This is a genomic window from Vibrio palustris, from assembly GCF_024346995.1.
GTDB classification, from domain to species: Bacteria; Pseudomonadota; Gammaproteobacteria; order Enterobacterales; family Vibrionaceae; genus Vibrio; species Vibrio palustris.
The window spans coordinates 1,044,823-1,065,335 of sequence record NZ_AP024888.1 but is presented as its reverse complement, the minus strand read 5'-3'; the positions used below and the strand labels follow the sequence as shown (position 1 = coordinate 1,065,335).

Annotated in this window: 11 protein-coding genes and 1 pseudogene; 9 read left to right on the top strand and 3 right to left on the bottom strand. The window is 41.2% G+C overall.

All coding sequences use genetic code 11. The features are described 5' to 3' along the window. Positions 1 to 55: 55 nt before the first annotated feature. From glgB to OCU30_RS17180, 8 genes and pseudogenes are all read left to right on the top strand, one after another. A complete protein-coding gene (glgB, locus tag OCU30_RS17215) occupies positions 56 to 2,242 on the top strand; it encodes a 1,4-alpha-glucan branching protein GlgB (protein ID WP_205408811.1) in 2,187 nt (728 codons plus the stop codon). A 344-nt stretch (positions 2,243 to 2,586) separates the two neighbouring features. Beyond that, positions 2,587 to 3,105, top strand: coding sequence for a type VI secretion system effector Hcp-2 (hcp-2, locus tag OCU30_RS17210; RefSeq protein ID WP_077314745.1), 519 nt, complete (start codon positions 2,587 to 2,589; stop codon positions 3,103 to 3,105). 129 nt (positions 3,106 to 3,234) lie between these two features. After that, positions 3,235 to 5,397: a type VI secretion system Vgr family protein gene (locus OCU30_RS17205; protein WP_077314746.1), complete on the top strand. Its 2,163-nt coding sequence runs from the start codon at positions 3,235 to 3,237 to the stop codon at positions 5,395 to 5,397. Beyond that, positions 5,394 to 5,942, top strand: a complete 549-nt coding sequence (locus OCU30_RS17200; RefSeq protein WP_159439140.1) for a DUF4123 domain-containing protein — start codon at positions 5,394 to 5,396, stop codon at positions 5,940 to 5,942. The genes OCU30_RS17205 and OCU30_RS17200 overlap by 4 nt, the downstream gene beginning before the upstream one ends. A gap of 4 nt (positions 5,943 to 5,946) precedes the next feature. Next, on the top strand, positions 5,947 to 9,762 hold the full coding sequence (locus OCU30_RS17195) for a LysM peptidoglycan-binding domain-containing protein (protein WP_077314748.1): 3,816 nt from the start codon (positions 5,947 to 5,949) through the stop codon (positions 9,760 to 9,762). Continuing rightward, positions 9,759 to 10,877: a hypothetical protein gene (locus OCU30_RS17190; RefSeq protein ID WP_139343488.1), complete on the top strand. Its 1,119-nt coding sequence runs from the start codon at positions 9,759 to 9,761 to the stop codon at positions 10,875 to 10,877. Before OCU30_RS17195 ends, OCU30_RS17190 begins: the two co-directional genes overlap by 4 nt. 161 nt (positions 10,878 to 11,038) lie before the next feature. After that, positions 11,039 to 11,523, top strand: a pseudogene (locus OCU30_RS17185) (IS66 family transposase); the annotation flags it as partial. Between the two features lie 484 nt (positions 11,524 to 12,007). Beyond that, positions 12,008 to 13,342 carry an alpha/beta hydrolase family protein gene (locus OCU30_RS17180; RefSeq protein WP_077314750.1) on the top strand — a complete coding sequence of 445 codons (1,335 nt, stop codon included), beginning with the start codon at positions 12,008 to 12,010 and terminating at the stop codon, positions 13,340 to 13,342. Positions 13,343 to 13,628: 286 nt separating this feature from the next. On the opposite strand, the gene OCU30_RS17175 is transcribed toward OCU30_RS17180, so the two are convergent. The 3 genes from OCU30_RS17175 to OCU30_RS17165 form a co-directional block, all read right to left on the bottom strand. Beyond that, complete coding sequence (locus OCU30_RS17175) at positions 13,629 to 15,599, bottom strand: glycoside hydrolase family 3 protein (RefSeq protein ID WP_077314751.1); 1,971 nt, start codon at positions 15,597 to 15,599, stop codon at positions 13,629 to 13,631. 286 nt (positions 15,600 to 15,885) lie between these two features. Further along, on the bottom strand, positions 15,886 to 17,268 hold the full coding sequence (locus tag OCU30_RS17170) for an amino acid permease (protein ID WP_077314752.1): 1,383 nt from the start codon (positions 17,266 to 17,268) through the stop codon (positions 15,886 to 15,888). 393 nt (positions 17,269 to 17,661) lie between these two features. Next, the gene (locus OCU30_RS17165; RefSeq protein ID WP_077314753.1) at positions 17,662 to 18,618 is read right to left on the bottom strand and encodes an AEC family transporter; all 957 of its coding nucleotides are present in this window, start codon (positions 18,616 to 18,618) and stop codon (positions 17,662 to 17,664) included. Between the two features lie 496 nt (positions 18,619 to 19,114). Here OCU30_RS17165 and OCU30_RS17160 point away from each other — a divergent pair, with 496 nt between their 5' ends. Further along, the gene (locus tag OCU30_RS17160; protein WP_261821313.1) at positions 19,115 to 20,509 is read left to right on the top strand and encodes an SLC13 family permease; all 1,395 of its coding nucleotides are present in this window, start codon (positions 19,115 to 19,117) and stop codon (positions 20,507 to 20,509) included. Positions 20,510 to 20,513: the final 4 nt, after the last annotated feature.

The following is a 20,513-nucleotide window of genomic DNA, read 5'->3' as shown; positions in this document are numbered from 1 at the left end:
GACAAGTTTGCGCGATGTACATGTTACACCTTGCAAATTCGGGAGTTGTTCGACATTGAATATAATGAAAAAACCAGCGAAGACGCAATCCGTTTATCAGTCACTTGAACAAGTGCAGTGCGCCGATCCGTTTGGTGTTTTAGGTCCTTTTTTGCCGCAAAATCAAGGGGCATTACGTGTTTGGATGCCGGGTGCCGACGAGGTCTCTATATTGATCGAAGGTGAAGATCCGTTGTGTTTGGATCCGCAAAACGACGGGATCTTTTTGCTGACGTCGGATCGCGATCTGCGCTTTACTCATTACACGCTCTCAATTGATTGGGGCGGCACTGAACAAATCTTAGATGATCCCTATCAATATCATGAGATTTACGTCGACTATGAATCGTTGCATACCCCAGTGAAGATGTACCATGAAATGGGGGCGCAATGTGTATCTCTACATCGAGATGGCAAAATGATTCAAGGAACCCGCTTTCTTGTCTTCGCGCCACATGCCTCGACGTGCAGCTTAGTGGGTGAGTTTAATAATTGGGATGGTCGCCGAACCCCAATGCAGCGACTCGATTATGGTTTGTGGGGCATTTTTGTGCCCAATCTTCCCAACGGTACGCAATACAAATTTGAGCTAAAAGGCCCACAAGGAGAAGTGTTGCCGCATCGAGCGGATCCGTGGGGATTTCATGCTGAGCAATATCCGTCGTTATCATCGGTGACCTATGATCATGCACTGTATCAATGGCAAGATGATGCTTGGCAATCTCGCCCCGTTACCGAAAAGCGCAAACTGCCACTCTCTTTCTATGAGTTACATGTGGGATCGTGGCGGCGTGGTGAAGGCAATCGTTTTTTAACGTATCGTGAATTGGCTGATGAGCTCGTACCGTATTTAACCGAGATGGGCTATACCCATGTTGAGTTAATGCCAGTGTCGGAATACCCCTTTTACGGCTCTTGGGGCTATCAACCAGTGGGCTTGTTTGCGCCAACCAGCCGTTTTGGTTCACCCGATGACTTTAAGTACTTTGTCGATCACTGCCATCAGGCCAATATTGGCGTGGTATTAGATTGGGTACCTGCGCATTTTCCTGAAGATAGCCACGGTCTTGCGAACTTTGATGGCACCGCGCTTTTTCATGATCCTGATCCCCGCCGTGGCTGGCATCCAGATTGGAATTCCTATATTTATGATATGGGTAAAGAACATGTACGTCGCTTTTTAGTCTCTAATGCGCTGTATTGGTTTGAGCAATTTCATATTGATGGTATTCGCGTTGATGCGGTTGCCTCTATGTTGTATCTCGATTATTCACGCGAGCACGATCAATGGATCCCCAACATTGACGGTGGCCGAGAAAATTACGATGCCATTGCCATGCTAAAGTGGATGAATGAAGAAGTGTATCGCCACTTCCCTAATGCTATGACCATCGCTGAAGAATCGACCGCATATCCCGGTGTTTCTGCGCCGACATTCTTAGGTGGCCTTGGGTTTGGTTTTAAATGGAATATGGGCTGGATGCACGACAGCTTAGAATATATGGCAGAAGATCCGATTCATCGTCGTTACCATCACAACACCATTACCTTTCCGTTGATTTATGCCCACAGTGAAAACTACATTTTGTCGTTATCACATGATGAAGTGGTGTATGGCAAACAATCGCTTATTTACAAAATGCCGGGTGATGAATGGCAACGTACCGCTAATTTACGCGCCTTTTTTGGTTATATGTATGGTCAGCCGGGCAAAAAATTGAATTTCATGGGCTCTGAATTTGCACAAACAGGTGAGTGGAATCACGATGATCAATTACAATGGTTTTTATTAGAGTTTTCACGCCATAAAGGCATGCAAAATTTGATAAAAGATCTTAACCATACCTATTGTGCTCAGCCTGCGCTTTACGAGTTAGATAATGAATCCGCAGGATTTGAATGGCGTTTGTCTGATGCGGATGAAGCGAGCATTTTAGCGCACGAACGTTTAAGTGAATCTGGTCAACGAATATTGGTGATCACTAACTTTACGCCAGTCCCTCATGATGACTTCCATTTAGGCGTGCCACACATTGGCCGCTACCAATTGATATTAAATACTGATGATCAGCGTTACGATGGCAGCGATTACTTGGTGCACGCATCGGTACAATCGCAAGCCGTAGAGAGCCAAGGGCTACCTAATTCCCTGCATTTACGTCTTCCGCCATTGGCGACAGTGTTTTATAAACTCACCGATTAAGAGTATGTAAAACGTTGGCCGTGTAGTGGTAGCCGTTTTTACTGGAATGGCGCTCGATTTATAGTGTAAATCGAGCGTTTTTTGGTTTGAGACCAATGGGGTTTGTCATGAAATATTGAGGCAAATCCCTGTTTGAAGCGGGATCACACTTTCATCTAGCTTGACGATCGTTAACTTGCCCAACGAGCAAGATCTTGCTCATAATTAGGCAGCTTGTTGCTTTAATAATGAATCATTAATTATAAGTAACTGATTTTTATAGGTGATAATCTTGGCATCGACCTTGCTCTTTCTATAAGGACAGCGCGCTGTGCGCATCAATCATTTTTAGAAAGGAATTTGCAATGCCAACTCCATGTTATATCTCAATTGAAGGTCAAACTCAGGGTCTTATCACTGCTGGTGCATGTACCGCAGATTCAATCGGCGATTCTTTCGTTGAAGGTCACGAAGACGAAATGTTGGTTCAACAATTTGATCACAACGTAACAGTACCAACGGATCCTCAATCAGGTCAGCCGTCTGGTCAACGTGCTCACAAACCATTTAAATTTACTGTCGCGCTAAACAAAGCGGTTCCATTGCTATATAACGCATTGGCATCTGGCGAAAAAATGTCAACAGTAGAACTAAAATGGTACCGTACTTCAATTGAAGGTAAACAAGAAAACTTCTTTACCACTAAGCTTGAAAACGCATCGATTGTTGATATTCATTGTGAAATGCCACACTGCCAAGATCCAGCGAAATCAGATTTCACTCAAAATCTAACGGTATCTCTGTCTTACCGTAAAATTACTTGGGATCACATCAACGCAGGAACTTCAGGTTCTGATGATTGGCGTAAGCCTGTCGAAGCGTAATTCATCACGCTTTCGAACGATTCGCCTGCCCCAAGGGGTAGGCGAAATATTGAACCTTAAGCTCAACACATTGCATGGTGTTTTGAGCTTAAGGTTTTACTGTTTTAAGAACGTATAGGAATCATTGGTATGGCTAAGCTAGGTTTTTCAATTAAAATCGATGGGTTAGACGACGATACACTGGTTGTCCATCGCTTTGAAGGGCATGAATCTTTGTCCGATAGTGTTTTCAAGGGGCAGCCTTGTTATGGTTTCTACTACCGCATTGAACTAGCTAGCCGCCAGTCGACAATTACTTCACAACAAGTGGTAGATAGAGCGGTGGATGTCACCTTCTTTCGCAATGGTGAAGTGGTACAGCGACTCAATGGTATTGTGCGACAATTTACTCAAGGCGATATTGGTCATCAATTTACCTATTACTCGCTAACGCTGGTGCCGTCACTCGAGCGTTTATCATTACGTCAAAACAGCCGCATTTTTCAACTCAAAACCGTCCCAGAAATACTTTCGACCGTCTTGCAAGAAATGGGTATTAATGACTATGCCTTTAATTTGCAGCGCGACTGTGCCCAGCGAGAATTTTGTGTGCAGTACCGTGAAACGGATTTAGCCTTTTTACATCGTCTCGCCGCCGAAGAGGGCTTGGTGTATAGCTTTACCCATGAGCAGGGCAAGCACACGTTAGTGTTTACTGATGCGAGCGCTAATTTAACTGCACTGGCCGAGCCGGTGCCTTACAATGCATTAGCTGGTGGAGCGCATGATGAACCGTACATCTCGCAATTCAATGCGCATACCCGTAGTGAAGTGAGCAGCACCGCGTTGCAAGATTACAGTTTCAAAAAGCCGACCTATCAATTCGCCCAACAAGCGCGTGGGCAGAATATGGATTACCAACTGACCGACTACGAGCACTTTGATGCCCCTGGGCGATTTAAAGATGATGAGTCTGGAAAAGCCTTCAACCAAATCCGTTTAGACTATTTACGCCGTGAAGCAAAAACCTTCCGGGGTAAAAGCAATCAAGCGGCATTACGAGCCGGATACAGCTTTACCTTGTCAGAGCATCTGGATGACGCGATGAATGCCGATTATGTATTGGTCGGCGTGACCCATCAAGGTACGCAACCGCAAGCGCTGGAAGAAGAGGGCGGTAGCGGCGCCACTACCTACTCCAACCAATTTACCGCGATCCCGAGTACGGTCAACTGGCGGGCGACGCCACAGCCTAAACCGAGTGTGGATGGGCCAATGATGGCCGTTGTAGTCGGGCCTGAAGGCGAAGAAATTTTCTGTGACAAATATGGCCGTGTGAAGGTGCACTTCCCGTGGGATCGTTACTCGGCCGCCAATGAGCAGAGCTCATGCTGGGTGCGAGCCTCGCAAGGTTGGGCGGGCTCTCAATATGGCATGATGGCAATCCCGCGCATTGGTCATGAAGTGATCGTGTCGTTTTTAAATGGCGATCCAGATCAGCCGATTATTACGGGCCGAACCTATCATGCGACCAATATAGCACCTTATCCTTTGCCGGATAATAAAACCAAAACCGTGATCCGCTCGGAGACTCATCAAGGAGAAGGATTTAACGAACTCAGTTTTGAAGACCAAGCCGATAGCGAACAAATTCATGTGTATGCACAAAAAGACTATCAAGGTTTGGTTGAAAACGACCACACGCAGCTGATTCATAACGACAAACATCTCACTGTTGACCGCGACAGTTATAGCCAAGTAAAAAATAACCGTCACTTGACGATCCGTGGTGAGAGCCGCACTAAAATTACCAAAAACCACAATGTGGATGTGAAAGGCTCGTTGCAGCAAAAAGTCACCGACAAAACCATTGTCGATGCCGGCAGTGAAGTGCACCTCAAAGCGGGCAATAAAATTGTGTTAAACGGCGGGGACGAGATGACCCTCAAAGTGGGCGGTAGCTTTATTAAAATGGACGCTTCAGGCGTGACCGTGGTCGGCTCAGCCATCAATATCAACTCTGGCGGCAGCGCAGGCGCTGGCTCCGGTTACGCCGGACTCGCGGCATTGCTTCCTAAAGCATTAAAAGAAATCAAAGATTTAGCCGAAGGTGTTATGCCGAGTGCCGTGGCATCGCTGACGCCTGCGGATCCTGAGCTGTATGCTCTTGCAAGTCCTGAATTAATCAGTGTTGAGGCTCTAGAGCAAATGGCGATGGACAATACGCCACTCGCTAAAATGTGCCAAAAGCAGGCGGACGGAAGCTGTCCAAGGGCTGATTGCCCATGTGCGAGCGCAGAGGAAACAGCATGAGTATATTCAGTCGTTTAAAGCAACCTCAAGGCCAGCAATGGCTGGTAGTGGATAAAGTGCGTGTGCCGGATATAGAAGATCTTGCGTATACGTATCTACCCGATCTGACATTGGTTCACTTGTTCGCCGGCACGCCTTACGAGCATTTGAATGAGGTTGGGCCTGTGGCTATTAAATATACAGCCCAAAAAGATTTTGATTCTAAATTAGTTGATGATAGTCAATTCCATAGCAGCTGTGTTTTATTTTCTACTAATACTCCAGTTGAGCAGGAAGTTTTAATTGAGCATTTACAAGCATTGCACTATGTAGTGATTGATGATTCACCACTTTTCTTTAGATTTTATTCTGTGATGATGTGGGACTCAATAAATAGTGCAGATATTAACGAAGTTGATATTGATACCATACTAGGGCCTTTCAATTCGTTAAGTTGGATAAGTAATTCAAATAAAAAAACAATATTTAAGAAAGGAAAAGATAAAGATAATAAAATAAATTATCCATATCTATTAACGTCAAAAGTATTCAAAGAGTTGGTGTGATATTATGACTGAATCCACAAAAAATTACAAAATTAAGAAAGGCGATTGTTTATCTTTATTAGCTGATAGATTTCATGTTGACGTCAATGACTTATATAAATTAAATGTTGATCAAATTAAAGATCTCGATGTGATATACGCTGGGAATGAAATCCGTATTCCGGGAGAAACGCCTAGTAATCCACTTGATTATCAATTAGTGACTAAGCTACCTGAGATACCAGAGAAGAGTGCTAACAGTAAAGATTTGTGCGATAGCCCTAAATATGCTGATATATTATACGTTCCGTCAAGTCCTAAAACTGGGAAAAAAGCTTACTATGCCATTACGCAATTAGCGAAGAGTACAATCAAAAAAGAACAAAGTAATCTTTTTAATGCTATAGATACAGATGATAATAGTAAAACACTTAAACAACTGAAAGAACTGGGTATTTTTTCAAGTTTTTATACTTCACCGCATGATATGTTTTTAAATAATAAAGACAGCGAGAGGTATGAGTTTCTAGTTTTAGCATTGAAAACTTTAGAATCTGATGCTTACAAGGGTAAAGAGAACTTCATCCAAAAACTTGCCGATCAGGAGCTAGAAAAAGGATTTCAACAAACCTTTGATATTTTCTTGGAAGAGTTGCAGTATAAAAGTCTTGACCGAAAGTCAACGCTTGATGAAAATCAATTAAAAGCAAAAGAATTAATAAAAACTACACTAGAACGTAGTTTGACTGAAAATATTAAATCTTTTGAGAATAAAGCTATTGATAAAGCGAAAATGAAAAAGTCGGATGATGGTTCTTTTTATGTCTACGACAGTAAAGCTAAACACTATACTAGCGAAATAGAAAAAGAAATAGAACATACAATAAAAATTGTCAAAAGAAGACTCAATTATTATAGCAATGATAAGTTAGCATTTTTATCTCATGAACGCTCTCGTGGTTTAATTAAAGATTTTACAGATCTTATATCCGTAAGCGATGCTAGAATTGAGTATTACATGAATGATCTCAATTATATAAATAAACATGGATTTTTATTACCTGAACAATGTTTAACTATTGATGAGCTTGAAGGAAATAAAGAAGAAAATCAAGGGCCAAAAGAGTTTAGGGAGAATTATTCTAATTGGCGGGAAAGCGATGATTATAAAAAGGGATTACCAATAGATATCAGTAATGCTGATAATCTTATCGATGAGTTATTTAAAGATGTTAATCAAGACTTTCAAAAAATAGGAAAGCGAGATATTGCTGGTAAAATAAAAGTAACAGAAGAAAAAGCACTGGATACGATGTTAAAAGAAACCGGTGCAAAGTTATGGTCGTATTATCCATGTTTAGCATTAATCAAAATCATTGATGCAACATTAGAGCAGTGGAACAGTGATGTCAGTAATTTATTAGGAAAAAATAACCACGGTAAAAGCTATAGTAAAATACCACTGCCTAAAATTTTTTCCGGGATGCTTTGGATAAAAAAACTTGCGTTAACTCGATTTGAAAGACTGAAAAGTTTAGCAGAGAAACGAGCGAATACAGGCAAAAACGTGCAATATATTAAACCGGATATATTGAAGTCTATCAAAACCTTTAAAGTGGTCTGGGATAACGAAGAATATTTTGCAAAGAAAAAACAAGAAAAAGCGATAAGACCTGGAAACGATTACTGTCGAGTGGTTGAATGTGTCCTTATGTCAGAAGGGAAGTTAGGCTGGGTTCGTGGGCCATCATGGTATCTGCCAGAAACAAAAGAAGATTTAAAACAAGCTAAAGGTCACTTAAAAGATATAACAGATAGTATTGTCGTTATTAGTGAAACCCAAAATAAAAAATTACCGCCTGAGAAGAACCCTTTTCGAAATCTCGACCAAGCTCTCAAATCGATCAACATTGGTTTATCAAATAAAAATAAACAGTCGTTACTCCCTCAAACACTTAATGATAAGTTTATTTTGAATCCTGAAAATTTATGTGATGACAAAGAGGTGATTGAGAGTAAGTTCTGGTCTAGTGATTATCATTGGGAAATAGGGTACGCACCCAGTGATATTAAGTCAGAGTACGTCACAGACGCATCGGTACAATTTTTTCGTTTTACTGTTAATCATAAAGAAGATATCAATGACCCATTAGTCAATTATACAGGAATAACCGCAAATCGTTATGGAGAGTATGATGGACAATTTAAGATGTCATTTGAGTTGTTCTCTGGAAAGATGAGAACGGAAGCGTGGTTTCCATTGAACAAGTATAAAAAGCCCGGTGATAAGTTAAAGGGACATGAAACGTTCCTATATTATAATACCAGAGAGGATTCGAAACCTCAGCCCTACTTGGTTGGTGAGTTCTTTTGTCATCTTTGCCTTGATGTCTATGCCACTGCTGGAGCAAGTATTGCTTTATCCGAAAATATTAAGATTGGTCCATCCGATGGAAAAGACGGCAACATTGGTGTTAGAGGCAGTGCGTACACCACGAATGACTACATACCCACTGACAGGCACAGTATTTACCAGAGAAAGACAGAGAACAATACCGCAGTGGCTGCAGTACAACATGGATCTATTGATGTGCAAGGAAGTGTTGATATGTTTGCGGGTGTTGAAGTAGGAGGCAATTTTGTCGGTGAAGTGTATTGGCGTCCTCCAAAACAATCCTTCAATGGTTATACCGTACATGATGATAAAATGCGTATAGGTCAAATATCAACAAAGTATACAGTGAATTATGGTGTTGGTTTAGGTGGCGAGATTAGGTTAACATTACATAATGGCACCCTTTATTGGATCGTCGCTGCTCGCTGGGTGAGTGGTGTTGGTGCCTCCGGTAAATACGCAATAGCGCTAAATTACTTAAATATAGATAGGTTATTTGACCATATACTTAATGTTTTTTACGAAAATGGTTTTGTAAACATTAGTGCTATAGATAATCATACCAATGATTATATAAATAATAATGATATCGCAATCCGAACAATGAATAACCTATTCACGAGTGCTTTGTTTTATGGATTGAATGTTGGAGAGGTTTTACTACTACCCGCTAAAATGTGGGAAGATTACAATTATGATTCATTGAAAGAAGATTATGGAAATGTTCTTGCAAAAAATATCATTGATAAAGATAGTCAAAAGGAAACGCAATTATGGGTGCAAAAACTCCCGCCAGAAGTACTTGCTAACCTATTTAGTTGTTTATGTGATATTAGAAACCTAGATTATATAAGCAAAGACAACGCTCAAATACTGATGCAGAAGTTATCAGCTACAGATAAAGTTATACAATGGATCTTCAAAAAACCAGATGCTAATGAAATTAATGCACGTCAGCAATACCAAACGACCTTAAGCCTATTAGGTGGTAAGGGTAAAATCTCAAATATTACATATGAAAAATGGTTTAATATATTTGAAGGATGGTTATATATTTACAGGCTTATTGAACTTATAGAAAAAACAAGAAGTGACATTGATAAAAGAGTTTATGAAGTTAAAAATAGAAGGTCTATAAACTATTATAAAGATATTTTGGAAGAGTTTGATTTGTTTGATATCGAATCGTTTAAATCCAGTATATATTTTAACCACAATGAATTATCTAAAAATTTAAATCTTTATAAGAAAAAGTCAAACTTACAAGTGATAGAATTTATTGTAGGACAGTATGATTTGGATTATATGATTAATTATAATGAAACTATTGTTATAAAGAATGAACATAAAAATGATGACTTTGACATCAAAAAAGATAGAGATTTTTTGTTAAATAAAGTATCCAAGGAACATTGGATTAAGAAGAGAAAATGGTGGGATATATGAAATTTATGTTAAGAGTGATATTAGTTTTACTCATATCTACCTTCATTATTTCTGGTTGTAAATATGATACACATGAAAATGAATCAAAAAATTTAACCACTCAAAAAATAATTCATGTATTTTTAAAAAACAAATCAAAGAATATGAATGATGATGATTATTCATCTAGTACCTATAAACCTGGTAATCCTTTATATCAACCCGTTTTGTATATACAAAGAAATCGTTGGGACCTCGCTAAGCCTTTACTAGAAAAATTAGTTAAGAAAAATGATCCTGATGCAATGTATTGGCTAGCTAATATATCAGGAGGAAGTGCATTTTCTGGCCGCATAATGGCTGATTTATTTAAACGCTCAGCGAGACTTGGTAACCCATATTCGGCGTTAAGATTGTCGCCAGAGTCTGATAATTGTTCGAATTATTTAAGGGATTATTGTAATGAAAAGTGGAAAAAAATAGCAATTAGATTATTATCAGAAAAGAAAAAAAAAGGAGACATTAAGGCCAAATATTATCTTAATTTAATTAATGATGAACGTTATGATAATGACTACGTACATAACATTATTGCTAATGCTAAAAATGGTTACTTATATCCTTTATATAATTATGTTAATTATAATCGAGAAATAAAAAAAAATGATAGAAAGGAAGTATACAAATATATGATAGATAAAAATTTCTCTAAAGTCGCAGATCTAATGCTGAATAATTATGTGCATGGTATTGAGGATATGGGAGGAGAGTTTTATCGTGATTCATTTAAGAAACTAGAAAAATATGGTGATATAAATAATAGAGTATTTTCTTTTTATTCTATTTATCTGAAGAATAATTTCTCAAGAAAAGGACTTAAGGACTTAATTAAATCTAGATTTTATCAGAGTTTGGTTAAGAACACTCCTAGTTTTAAAAAATCCATTATAAATAAAAAATATATAGAATACGGGTTTGATGATTTTGTTCGGTATAATAATGATCTTTTCATAGAATCTGATGATATAAAAAAGATAAGTAAAAAAGAAACAGAAGAAATGAAAAATCAAGTTGTTGATGAGTTGAAAAATTCTAAGCCAGTTGTGTATATAGATGAATATTTTTATAAACCGTAAGTCAATATAGTTTTGTTGTGTAATTAGATGGAATTAACTTAAAAATGAAGATCAGTCACATTTGATAATGGACTGGTCTTTTGCTTATACCTCGCCGCAAATTTAGTGAGCAAGACTGGAAAACTCTAGTTTAACACTGTCTCATTAAGGGGAAGTGGACATATACCGGCGGCGGTTATACCGCTTTCGTTGAACAACGGCTAACACTGCTCTCTAATATGGTTTTTAGAATACGTCACGGCTTGGAAAATACAGAAACCCAGTACGAACAGTATATTCGCCGTATTAATCGACTCCGAAAATCTTTTGACCACTGGCTGCAAAAAGGCAGTGGTATCGTTGTTCAGCGATACAAAGGTCGATGTAAAAAGCTACAATCTCACAGGCAAAGCTTGTGGTTGTTCTTAACCGATACCTCAATACTACTCACCAACAACGAGGCTGAGCGGAGAATACGTGGTAGTGTCATTCAGCGTAAGATTAGCTTCGGTACGACATCTGATGCGGGCGAGAAGTTCAGGGGCCGTATGCGCATTCTCTCGTTGAGACCTGTAACAAACGAGGTATGTCGAGCATGTCTGTTCTAACGAAAATCGTTCAAGATGTTACTCTTCGCAAGCCTTATCCTAACGTATTTAACCTGTAATCCACTCAATCAAGGTTCTACTGGTTAACGCTCACCAAAAAAGTGTTTAGGCTTCAAGCAGCCAACCATTGTATTTGAGGAGTTGGCTTTGGCTGCTTGATATTGGATAGTGTCGCACTTAGCAGTTGAAATCGGGGGAAGTGATGTGCAAAAAAGCTAGGTGGAACGACGATTATTGGGCGCAGTCTTCTTTGGGTTATCAATCAAAGTACGCGCGCGACGGAACGTAGCTTCAGAGCAAATTAACATCGCAATATTACATGATATGTTAATGAAAAATAACATTATTAGGGAGAACTCACATCAATGGTCGTTGATGTTATGTTTTAATTAATCAAGGTTAATCTATTTGATTAATGAATGGATTAGCTGCTAGATAATTGCGCGCTCATGGATCCCGAGTTTCCACCGTTAATCAATAATGGATAACGACCCATTGGGGGAGTGGCTTAGATTAAAACAGTCAGTGTAAAGGATGATGGCGATGAATAATAAACCTATATCGCGCTATGCTGTGACGCTTTTAATGGCGTCTTGTCTTCCATTGTCAGCAGCATATGCTGAGAATCGTATTGATATTATACGAGCAGATGCTCCAGAGCTCGCCGCATATGGCAATCAGACCGTCGGCGTTAGGCAATTAGATTTCATACATAAAAATCAGATTGATGTGTTGAAGACAGATCGAGACAGGCAGAAGGGTGATGCCTTCCCTTATTATGATCGACCGTTAACGGTTGAAACTTGGTATCCCGCGGCGCGTAATGCGAAAGGGTCCCATGTGCTCGATGTATATGCACGTGATGGAAAAACAAAAATCGCTCTGCATGGGCGTGCTGTAGTAGGGGCGAAACCACTGAAATCTAAGAAAGCTTTTCCTCTTGTCATCATCTCCCATGGCTATCCTGGTAATCGCTTTTTGTTGTCACCCATAGCAGAAAATATTGCCTCAAAAGGTTACGTTGTGGTTGCTATCGACCATACAGATTCAACGTACCGCACGTTAGGTGATATCAGCTCCAGTATTGTTAACCGTACGAAAGATCAGTTGTTTATTCTCGACCAAATAAGTGATTTAGCTAACGATCCCTCATCGTATCTTTATGACTTAGTGGACACCAATAATACAGGGATCATTGGTTATTCTATGGGAGCATATGGCACAACTGTAACAGTAGGAGGCGGTTTAACCTCTTATGGTATTCATCAAAATGAAGGTTTTTTCTCTGCACCGACGGGCACATTAGATCAATACTTAGCAGGCAGTGATGAGTATCTCGCGCTTGCCGATGATCGTATAAAAACAGCCGTTACCTTCGCGCCTGCAGGTATGAATAATGGATTTATGGATGAACAAACGGCGAAAGGTATTCGTGTTCCCATGCTGATGATTGCTGGATCAAAAGATGACATTGTTGGTTACGATGATGGTGTTCGTGCATTGTGGAAAGCAGCAACATACGTTGATCGATCTTTGCTAACGTTTAATTATGCCAATCATAATGCGGGAGCTCCCATGGCGCCGCCAGAGGAAATGTACAAATTCGATCCGGATTTAGGGTTTAATCTCTCGATGCATTATTTAGATCCCGTTTGGGATAATGTGCGGATGAATAACATTTCAACGCATTTTATTACCGCTTGGTTAGGGCAATACCTCAAACATGACGCGAGTATGGCAGCCTACCTAGATGTGGTGCCACATTCTAACGATGGCCAGTGGGACGAGGGCGTTAACAGTGCTCATCATACTTATTGGAAAGGCTTTCCGGAACGTACTGCGAGTGGTTTACGGTTTGAAAGCTTAAAAGCACGGTAATTAACGAGTACTTAAACAGTACATATAGCAGAATGAGTAATAAGCCAAGTATATTGCCACCATGGGCGTTGTTGATAAATTAGCTAAGAAGTACCGTGATTACTCGCCATTAATCTATTCGTGTGATCAATAGTCATGGCTAGCGTTACGGCTACTCGTTTGAAAGTGCGTGATTGTGTATTCACGCCTGCTCAGAATTAAACAGCTAAAGCCATTGTTAGATATAAAAAGGACGCGATAACGCGTCCTTTTTCGTGTTTACGTTAATCCTTGTCTGTAACCCACCTTACAAACTCATGCCAAATCCAATCGGATAAAGAGGGTTTTTGCTGTCATGGGGTAAGTCGGAGTGTTGCTCTTTAGCGGCTTGCATTGAGCGCGGCATTTCAAATGGTAAATGGCCTGTAATGGCGTGGTGGCCGGTCATCGCGTTGAATAATACCGTGTCATTTGCGCCAAAGTTAGCCAAAATTGCCGCAGATTGATCGTTAATTTGCTTCAGTACTGTTGGGCGATCGAGATAGATATTCACGATGGTCGGAACGGCCTTGCTCGCTTTTTGGATCATGCGGTAATCATCACTATCTTGGGCAAACGTGAGCGGCCCCTCATGTTGTAAAACGCCAAAAAAGTAATTGGGGTGAGGGTGGCTATAGGGACTGGATACCCGCAATAGTGCAACATCGGCTTGGTCTAATGAATCGACCACATTGAGTCCAGCGGCTTGCGCAGCAGAGGGCTCCATATGATACAGAAAGACGTTAGTGCCTGATTTTAGTGGTAGGGTATCATCTTGGTTTTTAAGCAGTACTACGGAACGTGCTTGTGCTTCATCGGCTAATGCTTGGTTTTTAGGGGCGCCTAAGCGTTCGCTTGCTTTATCCGGATCCACGAATGGCGCTTCAAATAAACCAGTCGCGAACTTTTGCTTCATGATTTTTACCACCGCGTGGTCAATGTCATCTTGGCTAAGATCTCCTTGGTTAACCGCAGAAACAATAGGCGTTGGGTCGGCCACGCCACCAAATTGATCGACGCCGGCTTTTACTGCTTTGACAAATCGTTGCTGAATCGATAAATCACCGACCCCCCATGACATGCCTAAATCTTCTGGTCGACCGGCTTTGCCTTTTGGTGCGCCATCAATACAACTTTTATTACAATCAGCGGTAATCAGCCAATCACTGAGTATCACCCCATCGAAGTGATAGGTATCGCGTAATAAATCAGTGAGAAGATAATGACTAAATCCAGCGCCGACTTGTTCGATGTCTTTGCCATTCACTTTCACGCCTTTTAAAATGGAATAAGTCGGCATCACGCTGGCAACGTGTGCATCAAACGCGCCTTTAAACGGATAGATGTGCTGGTCTAAATTGTTGTCTTCAAAGTCTGCATATTTACCATAAGCACTGTGGCTATCCCAGCCATCTTTCGCGGCGCCATATCCGACCCAGTGTTTTACAACGGTGATGACACTGCCGGCGTTGAGTCCGCTGCGGCCGTTTTGCATGCCTTCTACGTAGCTCTCCACCATATCATGCACAATCTGTGGATCTTCTCCAAACGTACCTTGAATGCGTGCCCAGCGCGGCTCTGAGGCAATATCCGCTTGTGGTGATAGCGCTTCAGTGATCCCCACAGCGCGATATTCTTGACGTAGAATATCGGCATATTGGCGCGTGAGCTTTTTATCATTGATGGCGCCAAAACCGGGTGATTGTGGCCATTGCGAAAACTTGCCTGCTGCTGCGCTATCAATATCGTCGTGTGTCGAATAATGATAGGCGTTACGTGGGTCGGTACTGATCGTTACCGGAATACCCAGAGAAGTCTCTTCTGCCAGAGCCTGTAAGGCATTATTTTGCTCGGCAAAACGCTGTGGGTTATCACCATCTAAGCGCGTAATCATGGCATTAACATGATCGGTTTGAATCATTGTTTTGAGTTGTTTTAAATCATAAACCGGACCACGCCCTAATACACTGGTGGGGGACGGAGCCGAAGCATGCATCATGGCACCGGCTTTTTGCTCAAGTGTCATACGTGATACGAGATCTTTCGCCCGTTGTTCATCGGATAAACGCCAGTCTTCGTAGGGGTTCAGTACACCATCGCGGTTTAAATCTTTAAATTGATGATTATCCACGGTTAATAGCGGAACGTGGTGCTTAGTTAATGTGGGTTGCTGAGTCGCCGCGAGTACACTTAGAGGTAATATGGCGAGCGGGAAAGCAAGTAATGTGTGTTTTAGCATGTAGGGCTTCCTTGTAGTACAGATATAAAAAAACCTGGGCGCTGATAAAAGCGCCCAGGTTTTGCCTGTCGAAACAGTAACAATCCGGTTGAGGTAGTAGAGTAAGGGGTTTAACAAAGGCGTGTTGTAATCACGATCACAAGTTATTGATACCAAATAATACTATGCATTAAGTGTGATATGAGCGGTAAAATAACGCACTGAACTTGAGAGGATTATTAGTATTGACACTCTGAACAGCCACCTTAGACAGGCATCTAAGGTGGCGAACCAAGATAATGCCCAGTTATTTCACGGCCATGGCGGATGTCGCCTGATTCGATGCTCGTTTGGTTTTTATATAGTAAGCACCCGCTAACAATACGATCCATGCTGGAAGGAGATAGACTGATAAGCGCATGCCTGGCGTCATGAACATAATGCCAAGGATCCCGACTAAGAAGAATAGGCAGATCCAGTTAGTGATCGGATAGCCCCAAGATGGATAACGGGGTTTCTGGCGCTGCTTGATTTTGGCGAGTTTGAATTTCATGTGCGTAATAGAAATGACCGCCCAGTTCAACACCAAAGCCGAGACCACCAAAGCCATTAAGAAACCAAAGGCTTGTGCTGGCATGAAGTAGTTAATTAATACACATCCGCCCGTTGATATAGCGGATATAGCAAGTGCCGCCATAGGCACCCCGCGTTTGTTAATTTTAAGCATGGCTTTTGGGGCGTTGCCTTGTTTTGCTAGTCCATACATCATGCGGCTGTTGCTGTATACACAGCTGTTATAAACCGATAACGCTGCGGTTAAGATAATGACATTCAATACGTTCGCAATCCAGTTGCTGTCTAATGCATGGAAAATCATCACAAACGGACTGCCACCTTCTGCAACTTTCTGCCAAGGATACAGCGATAATAATACGACCAGTGAACCAATATAAAACAGTAAAATACGGTAGATAACCTGATTGGTCGCACTCGGAATGCTTTTTTCTGGATTTTCTGCTTCGGCTGCGGTGATACCAATTAACTCCAAACCACCGAAAGAAAACATAATTGCGGCCATTGCCATGGTTAAGCCGTGGATTCCCTCAGGAAAGAATCCTCCATTTTGCCAAAGATTACTCACGGTAGATGTGCCAGTATCGTCCATCACCAGAATGTAAGCGCCGTAAACTATCATTCCAACAATCGCGACAATTTTAATCAGCGCAAACCAGAATTCTAACTCGCCAAATAACTTTACCGTGGTTAAATTCACGGCATTAATCAGTAAGAAAAACGCTAAGGCAGATACCCAAGTTGGAATATCGGGGAACCAGTATTGGACGTAAATGCCAATGGCCGTGAGCTCTGCCATACCGACTAAAATATAAAGAACCCAATAATTCCAGCCTGATAAAAAACCCGCAAAGCGATGCCAATAGCGATCAGCAAAGTGACTGAAAGTGCCAGCTACGGGCTCTTCGACCACCATTTCGCCTAATTGGCGCATGATAAAAAATGCAATCATACCGGCAATGGCGTAGCCAAGTAATACTGAAGGGCCGGCGGTTTTTATGGTTTGAGCGATACCTAAAAATAATCCAGTACCGATGGCTCCACCTAGGGCAATTAATTGTATATGTCTATTTTTAAGCCCTCGTTGTAACGAGCTTGATGATTCGCTTCCTTGCATAGTCTTCATCCTGTCTTGGTCAATGCTCACAATCTAACGTCGAGAGAACTCGATTTAGCGTGATGATGTGGACGCTTCTTGCGGCGCACTCTTTGCTATATATCAATTAGATAGCAAACCATGTGCCACATTGTCGTTCGGCTTAAAATACGCCTAAAACTGACGATTGCAGGGAGTTTTCGAGCAATAACGGGCTGATAACCATAACGTGGATAAAACAATGCACCAAGATAAAGCAAGCCTTTTAGTTGGCATGATTCATCTTGGTGCATATATGGCCATTTATTACATTAAAAATGTATACAAATAACGCATGTTAAGTGATTTACGCGTCACTAGTTGATAAGCCGCATGATTCGTGAATATAAAATGGGCCAACCAACCGTTATCAGATTAAAACAACTGGAGCGATGACAAAGTAAAAATACCGATGGTACAGGTTAGTAATGAAAACACTGTAGTAATGGCAATAATGTTAGCCGCGAGAGCGGCATTACCGCCCATAGAGCGTGCCATGACGTAGCTGCTTGCTGCCGTTGGTGATGCGCTCATCAAAAAGATGATGCCGAGCTCTAAGCCTTTAAAGCCACAGAGTATGCCAGCGGCAGTGATCAAAAGTGGTGAAAAAACCAGTTTCGTCATGCTGGAAAACCAAGTAGGTCCTTTGTTTGAGCTCATCGCTTTCAAGTCGAGAGAGCCACCTGTGCATAATAAGGCTAATGGTAAGGTCATATTCGCGAAGTAATGACCCGCATCCGATACCATATGAGGGATGGGAATCGAGAGACCGTAAAAGACAAAACCTGCCACAATGGCGATGATGAGTGGGTTCTTACGGATGCTGCGTAACATTACTTTGGCCGCTTCAGTAGTGGATTGCGCGCCTTTTGGCGTAAGGCTAATCACCGCTTGAACATTATATAGCATGGTTGTACATGCGACATATAAAGCCGCCAGTGCCACACCATTACTGCCATAAGCGTTTGCCACATACGCTAAACCAATAATACCCGTATTCGAGCGAAAACCGCCTTGAATAATCACACCGCTATCTGCGTTATTTTTAAAAATTTTGTTGGTTGAGAACGTTGAAAGTAAAAAGAATACAAAATTGGCAGCAACGGCAAAAATGACCAAAGACGAGCTTTGCGAAAAGTCGTGATTAGATTGAACAATGCTTAAAAAGAGAAGTGTGGGAAGCGTGACTTTAAACACGACTTTAGACGCGACATCAATAAAATTTTCGTTGATTAAGTTGATACGTTTAAACACCACTCCGAGCACGAGCATAAGACAGATAGGCCCAGTGATGGCGGCTGAAAACGCTAACTGATCCAAAATGGAAGACATAAGGATTCCTAGTAGTACAGATAAGGATATAAAGGGTAAGTGTGAATTGTTTCACATATTCGATATGTTGAGAAGTGTTACAAAAACGTAATGTGTGTAAATATGCAGCAAATTTTTTACATCACGTAAAAAATGATGGTGTTTTTTGAATTTAATTTATTTTTTTTCGTGATTCGTTATAAAAATTAGTTAAGACTTCATTTATACAGTTAATATTTACTAATATTATGTTTTTGTTGGTTTTATTTTCATTATTACTTTATTTAAATCATTGTTTTCCACTGATTGATGTGACTTTGTTATGCATAATCGTCGCCTCCTGGGTTTTTGTTATTTGATTGTGTGATCTAAGCTATGTTTTTGCGATTTAACTGCAAGTATATGACGTATCAATATGATGAGTTTTGATTGACTTAACAAAGTTATAACGCGTTTTCGCCTATAACGTAGGGCACAAAAAATAGGGTCTCCCGATGTCTAATAAGGATACGTAGCAATGACAACAAACAGAAATGATCAGGTCCCTCTGCCTAAAAACACACGAGAATGGTTATTTAATCGTAATAGTCTCATTGTGATTGCAGATATTGCATTATTTGCGCTGTTATATAACACACTACCTTTCGAGCCGAATGTTGTTTTAGGGCTGAGTATCTTAGCCTTTACTGCTGTGTTGTGGTTAACCGAAGCTTTGCATGTCACTGTCACTGCCATTTTGGTACCGATTATAGCGGTGCTATTTGGAGTGTTTGATACGCAAACCGCGCTGAACAATTTTTCTAGTTCAATTATCTTCGTCTTTTTAGGCGGGTTTGCCTTAGCGGCGGCTTTGCATCAGCAAGGTTTGGATAAAGTCATTGCCGATAAGGTATTGATATTGGCGAGAGGACGCTTAAAAGTCGCGGCGTTTCTTTTATTTGGTGTTACGGCTTTTTTGTCGATGTGGATCAGTAATACCGCAACAGCCGCGATGATGCTGCCTTTGGTATTAGGTATTCTTGGTAAAGTCGATAGTCAGCAAGGACACAGAACTTATGTGTTTGTACTTTTGGGGGTAGCATACAGCGCTAGCATTGGTGGGATTGGTACTTTGGTGGGCAGCCCGCCCAATGCAATTGCGGCGGCAGAAGTGGGGCTATCATTTACCGAATGGATGTCTTTTGGACTCCCTACCGTGATCATCCTGTTGCCCGTGGCGCTTTGTGTGATGTATTGGGTCATCAAACCGGATCTGAGTGGCGATTTTGAAGTGAACCATAAGCCGGTCGCTTGGGACAAAGGTAAAGTGGTAACACTGGGGATTTTCGCGCTAACCGTATGTTTCTGGATATTTAGTAAACCAATTAATAGTTACTTAGGTGGTTTTAAGAGTTTTGATACGATCATTGCACTGGGTGCGATTGTGTTAGTGAGCTTTGCGCGGGTTGTACATTGGAAAGACATCGAAAAAACGGAAGACTGGGGAGTATTACTTCTGTTCGGAGGCGGAATTTGTTTAAGTAATGTGTTAAAGCATACGGGGACGAGTGTCTTTTTAGCTAATGAATTAAATTCGTTAATCTCTAGCTTTAGCATAGTGTTTATTGTGGTGGTGATCGCCTTATTTGTGGTGTTCTTGACCGAGTTTGCGAGTAATACTGCCAGTGCGGCGTTGCTGATCCCGGTATTTGCGACCGTTGCCGAAGCGCTTGGGTTATCTCCCGTGTTACTTTCGGTATTAATTGGTGTCGCGACATCCTGCGCCTTCATGTTGCCAGTGGCGACGCCACCGAATGCGATTGTCTATGGTACGGGGTATATCAAGCAAAAAGAGATGATGAAAGTGGGGATTTATCTCAATATCGCGTGTGTGATTTTATTAACCGCTATTGCAATGCTGTTGTGGCGCTAAGCCA

Excerpts from the sequence above, each read along its gene's own strand:
- OCU30_RS17190 (WP_139343488.1), top strand. The coding sequence starts at position 9,759 with ATGAAATTTATGTTAAGAGTGATATTAGTTTTACTCATATCTACCTTC.
- OCU30_RS17160 (WP_261821313.1), top strand. The coding sequence starts at position 19,115 with ATGACAACAAACAGAAATGATCAGGTCCCTCTGCCTAAAAACACACGA.
- OCU30_RS17170 (WP_077314752.1), bottom strand. The coding sequence starts at position 17,268 with ATGCAAGGAAGCGAATCATCAAGCTCGTTACAACGAGGGCTTAAAAAT.
- OCU30_RS17205 (WP_077314746.1), top strand. The coding sequence starts at position 3,235 with ATGGCTAAGCTAGGTTTTTCAATTAAAATCGATGGGTTAGACGACGAT.
- OCU30_RS17165 (WP_077314753.1), bottom strand. The coding sequence starts at position 18,618 with ATGTCTTCCATTTTGGATCAGTTAGCGTTTTCAGCCGCCATCACTGGG.
- OCU30_RS17175 (WP_077314751.1), bottom strand. The coding sequence starts at position 15,599 with ATGCTAAAACACACATTACTTGCTTTCCCGCTCGCCATATTACCTCTA.
- hcp-2 (WP_077314745.1), top strand. The coding sequence starts at position 2,587 with ATGCCAACTCCATGTTATATCTCAATTGAAGGTCAAACTCAGGGTCTT.
- OCU30_RS17200 (WP_159439140.1), top strand. The coding sequence starts at position 5,394 with ATGAGTATATTCAGTCGTTTAAAGCAACCTCAAGGCCAGCAATGGCTG.
- OCU30_RS17195 (WP_077314748.1), top strand. The coding sequence starts at position 5,947 with ATGACTGAATCCACAAAAAATTACAAAATTAAGAAAGGCGATTGTTTA.
- OCU30_RS17180 (WP_077314750.1), top strand. The coding sequence starts at position 12,008 with ATGAATAATAAACCTATATCGCGCTATGCTGTGACGCTTTTAATGGCG.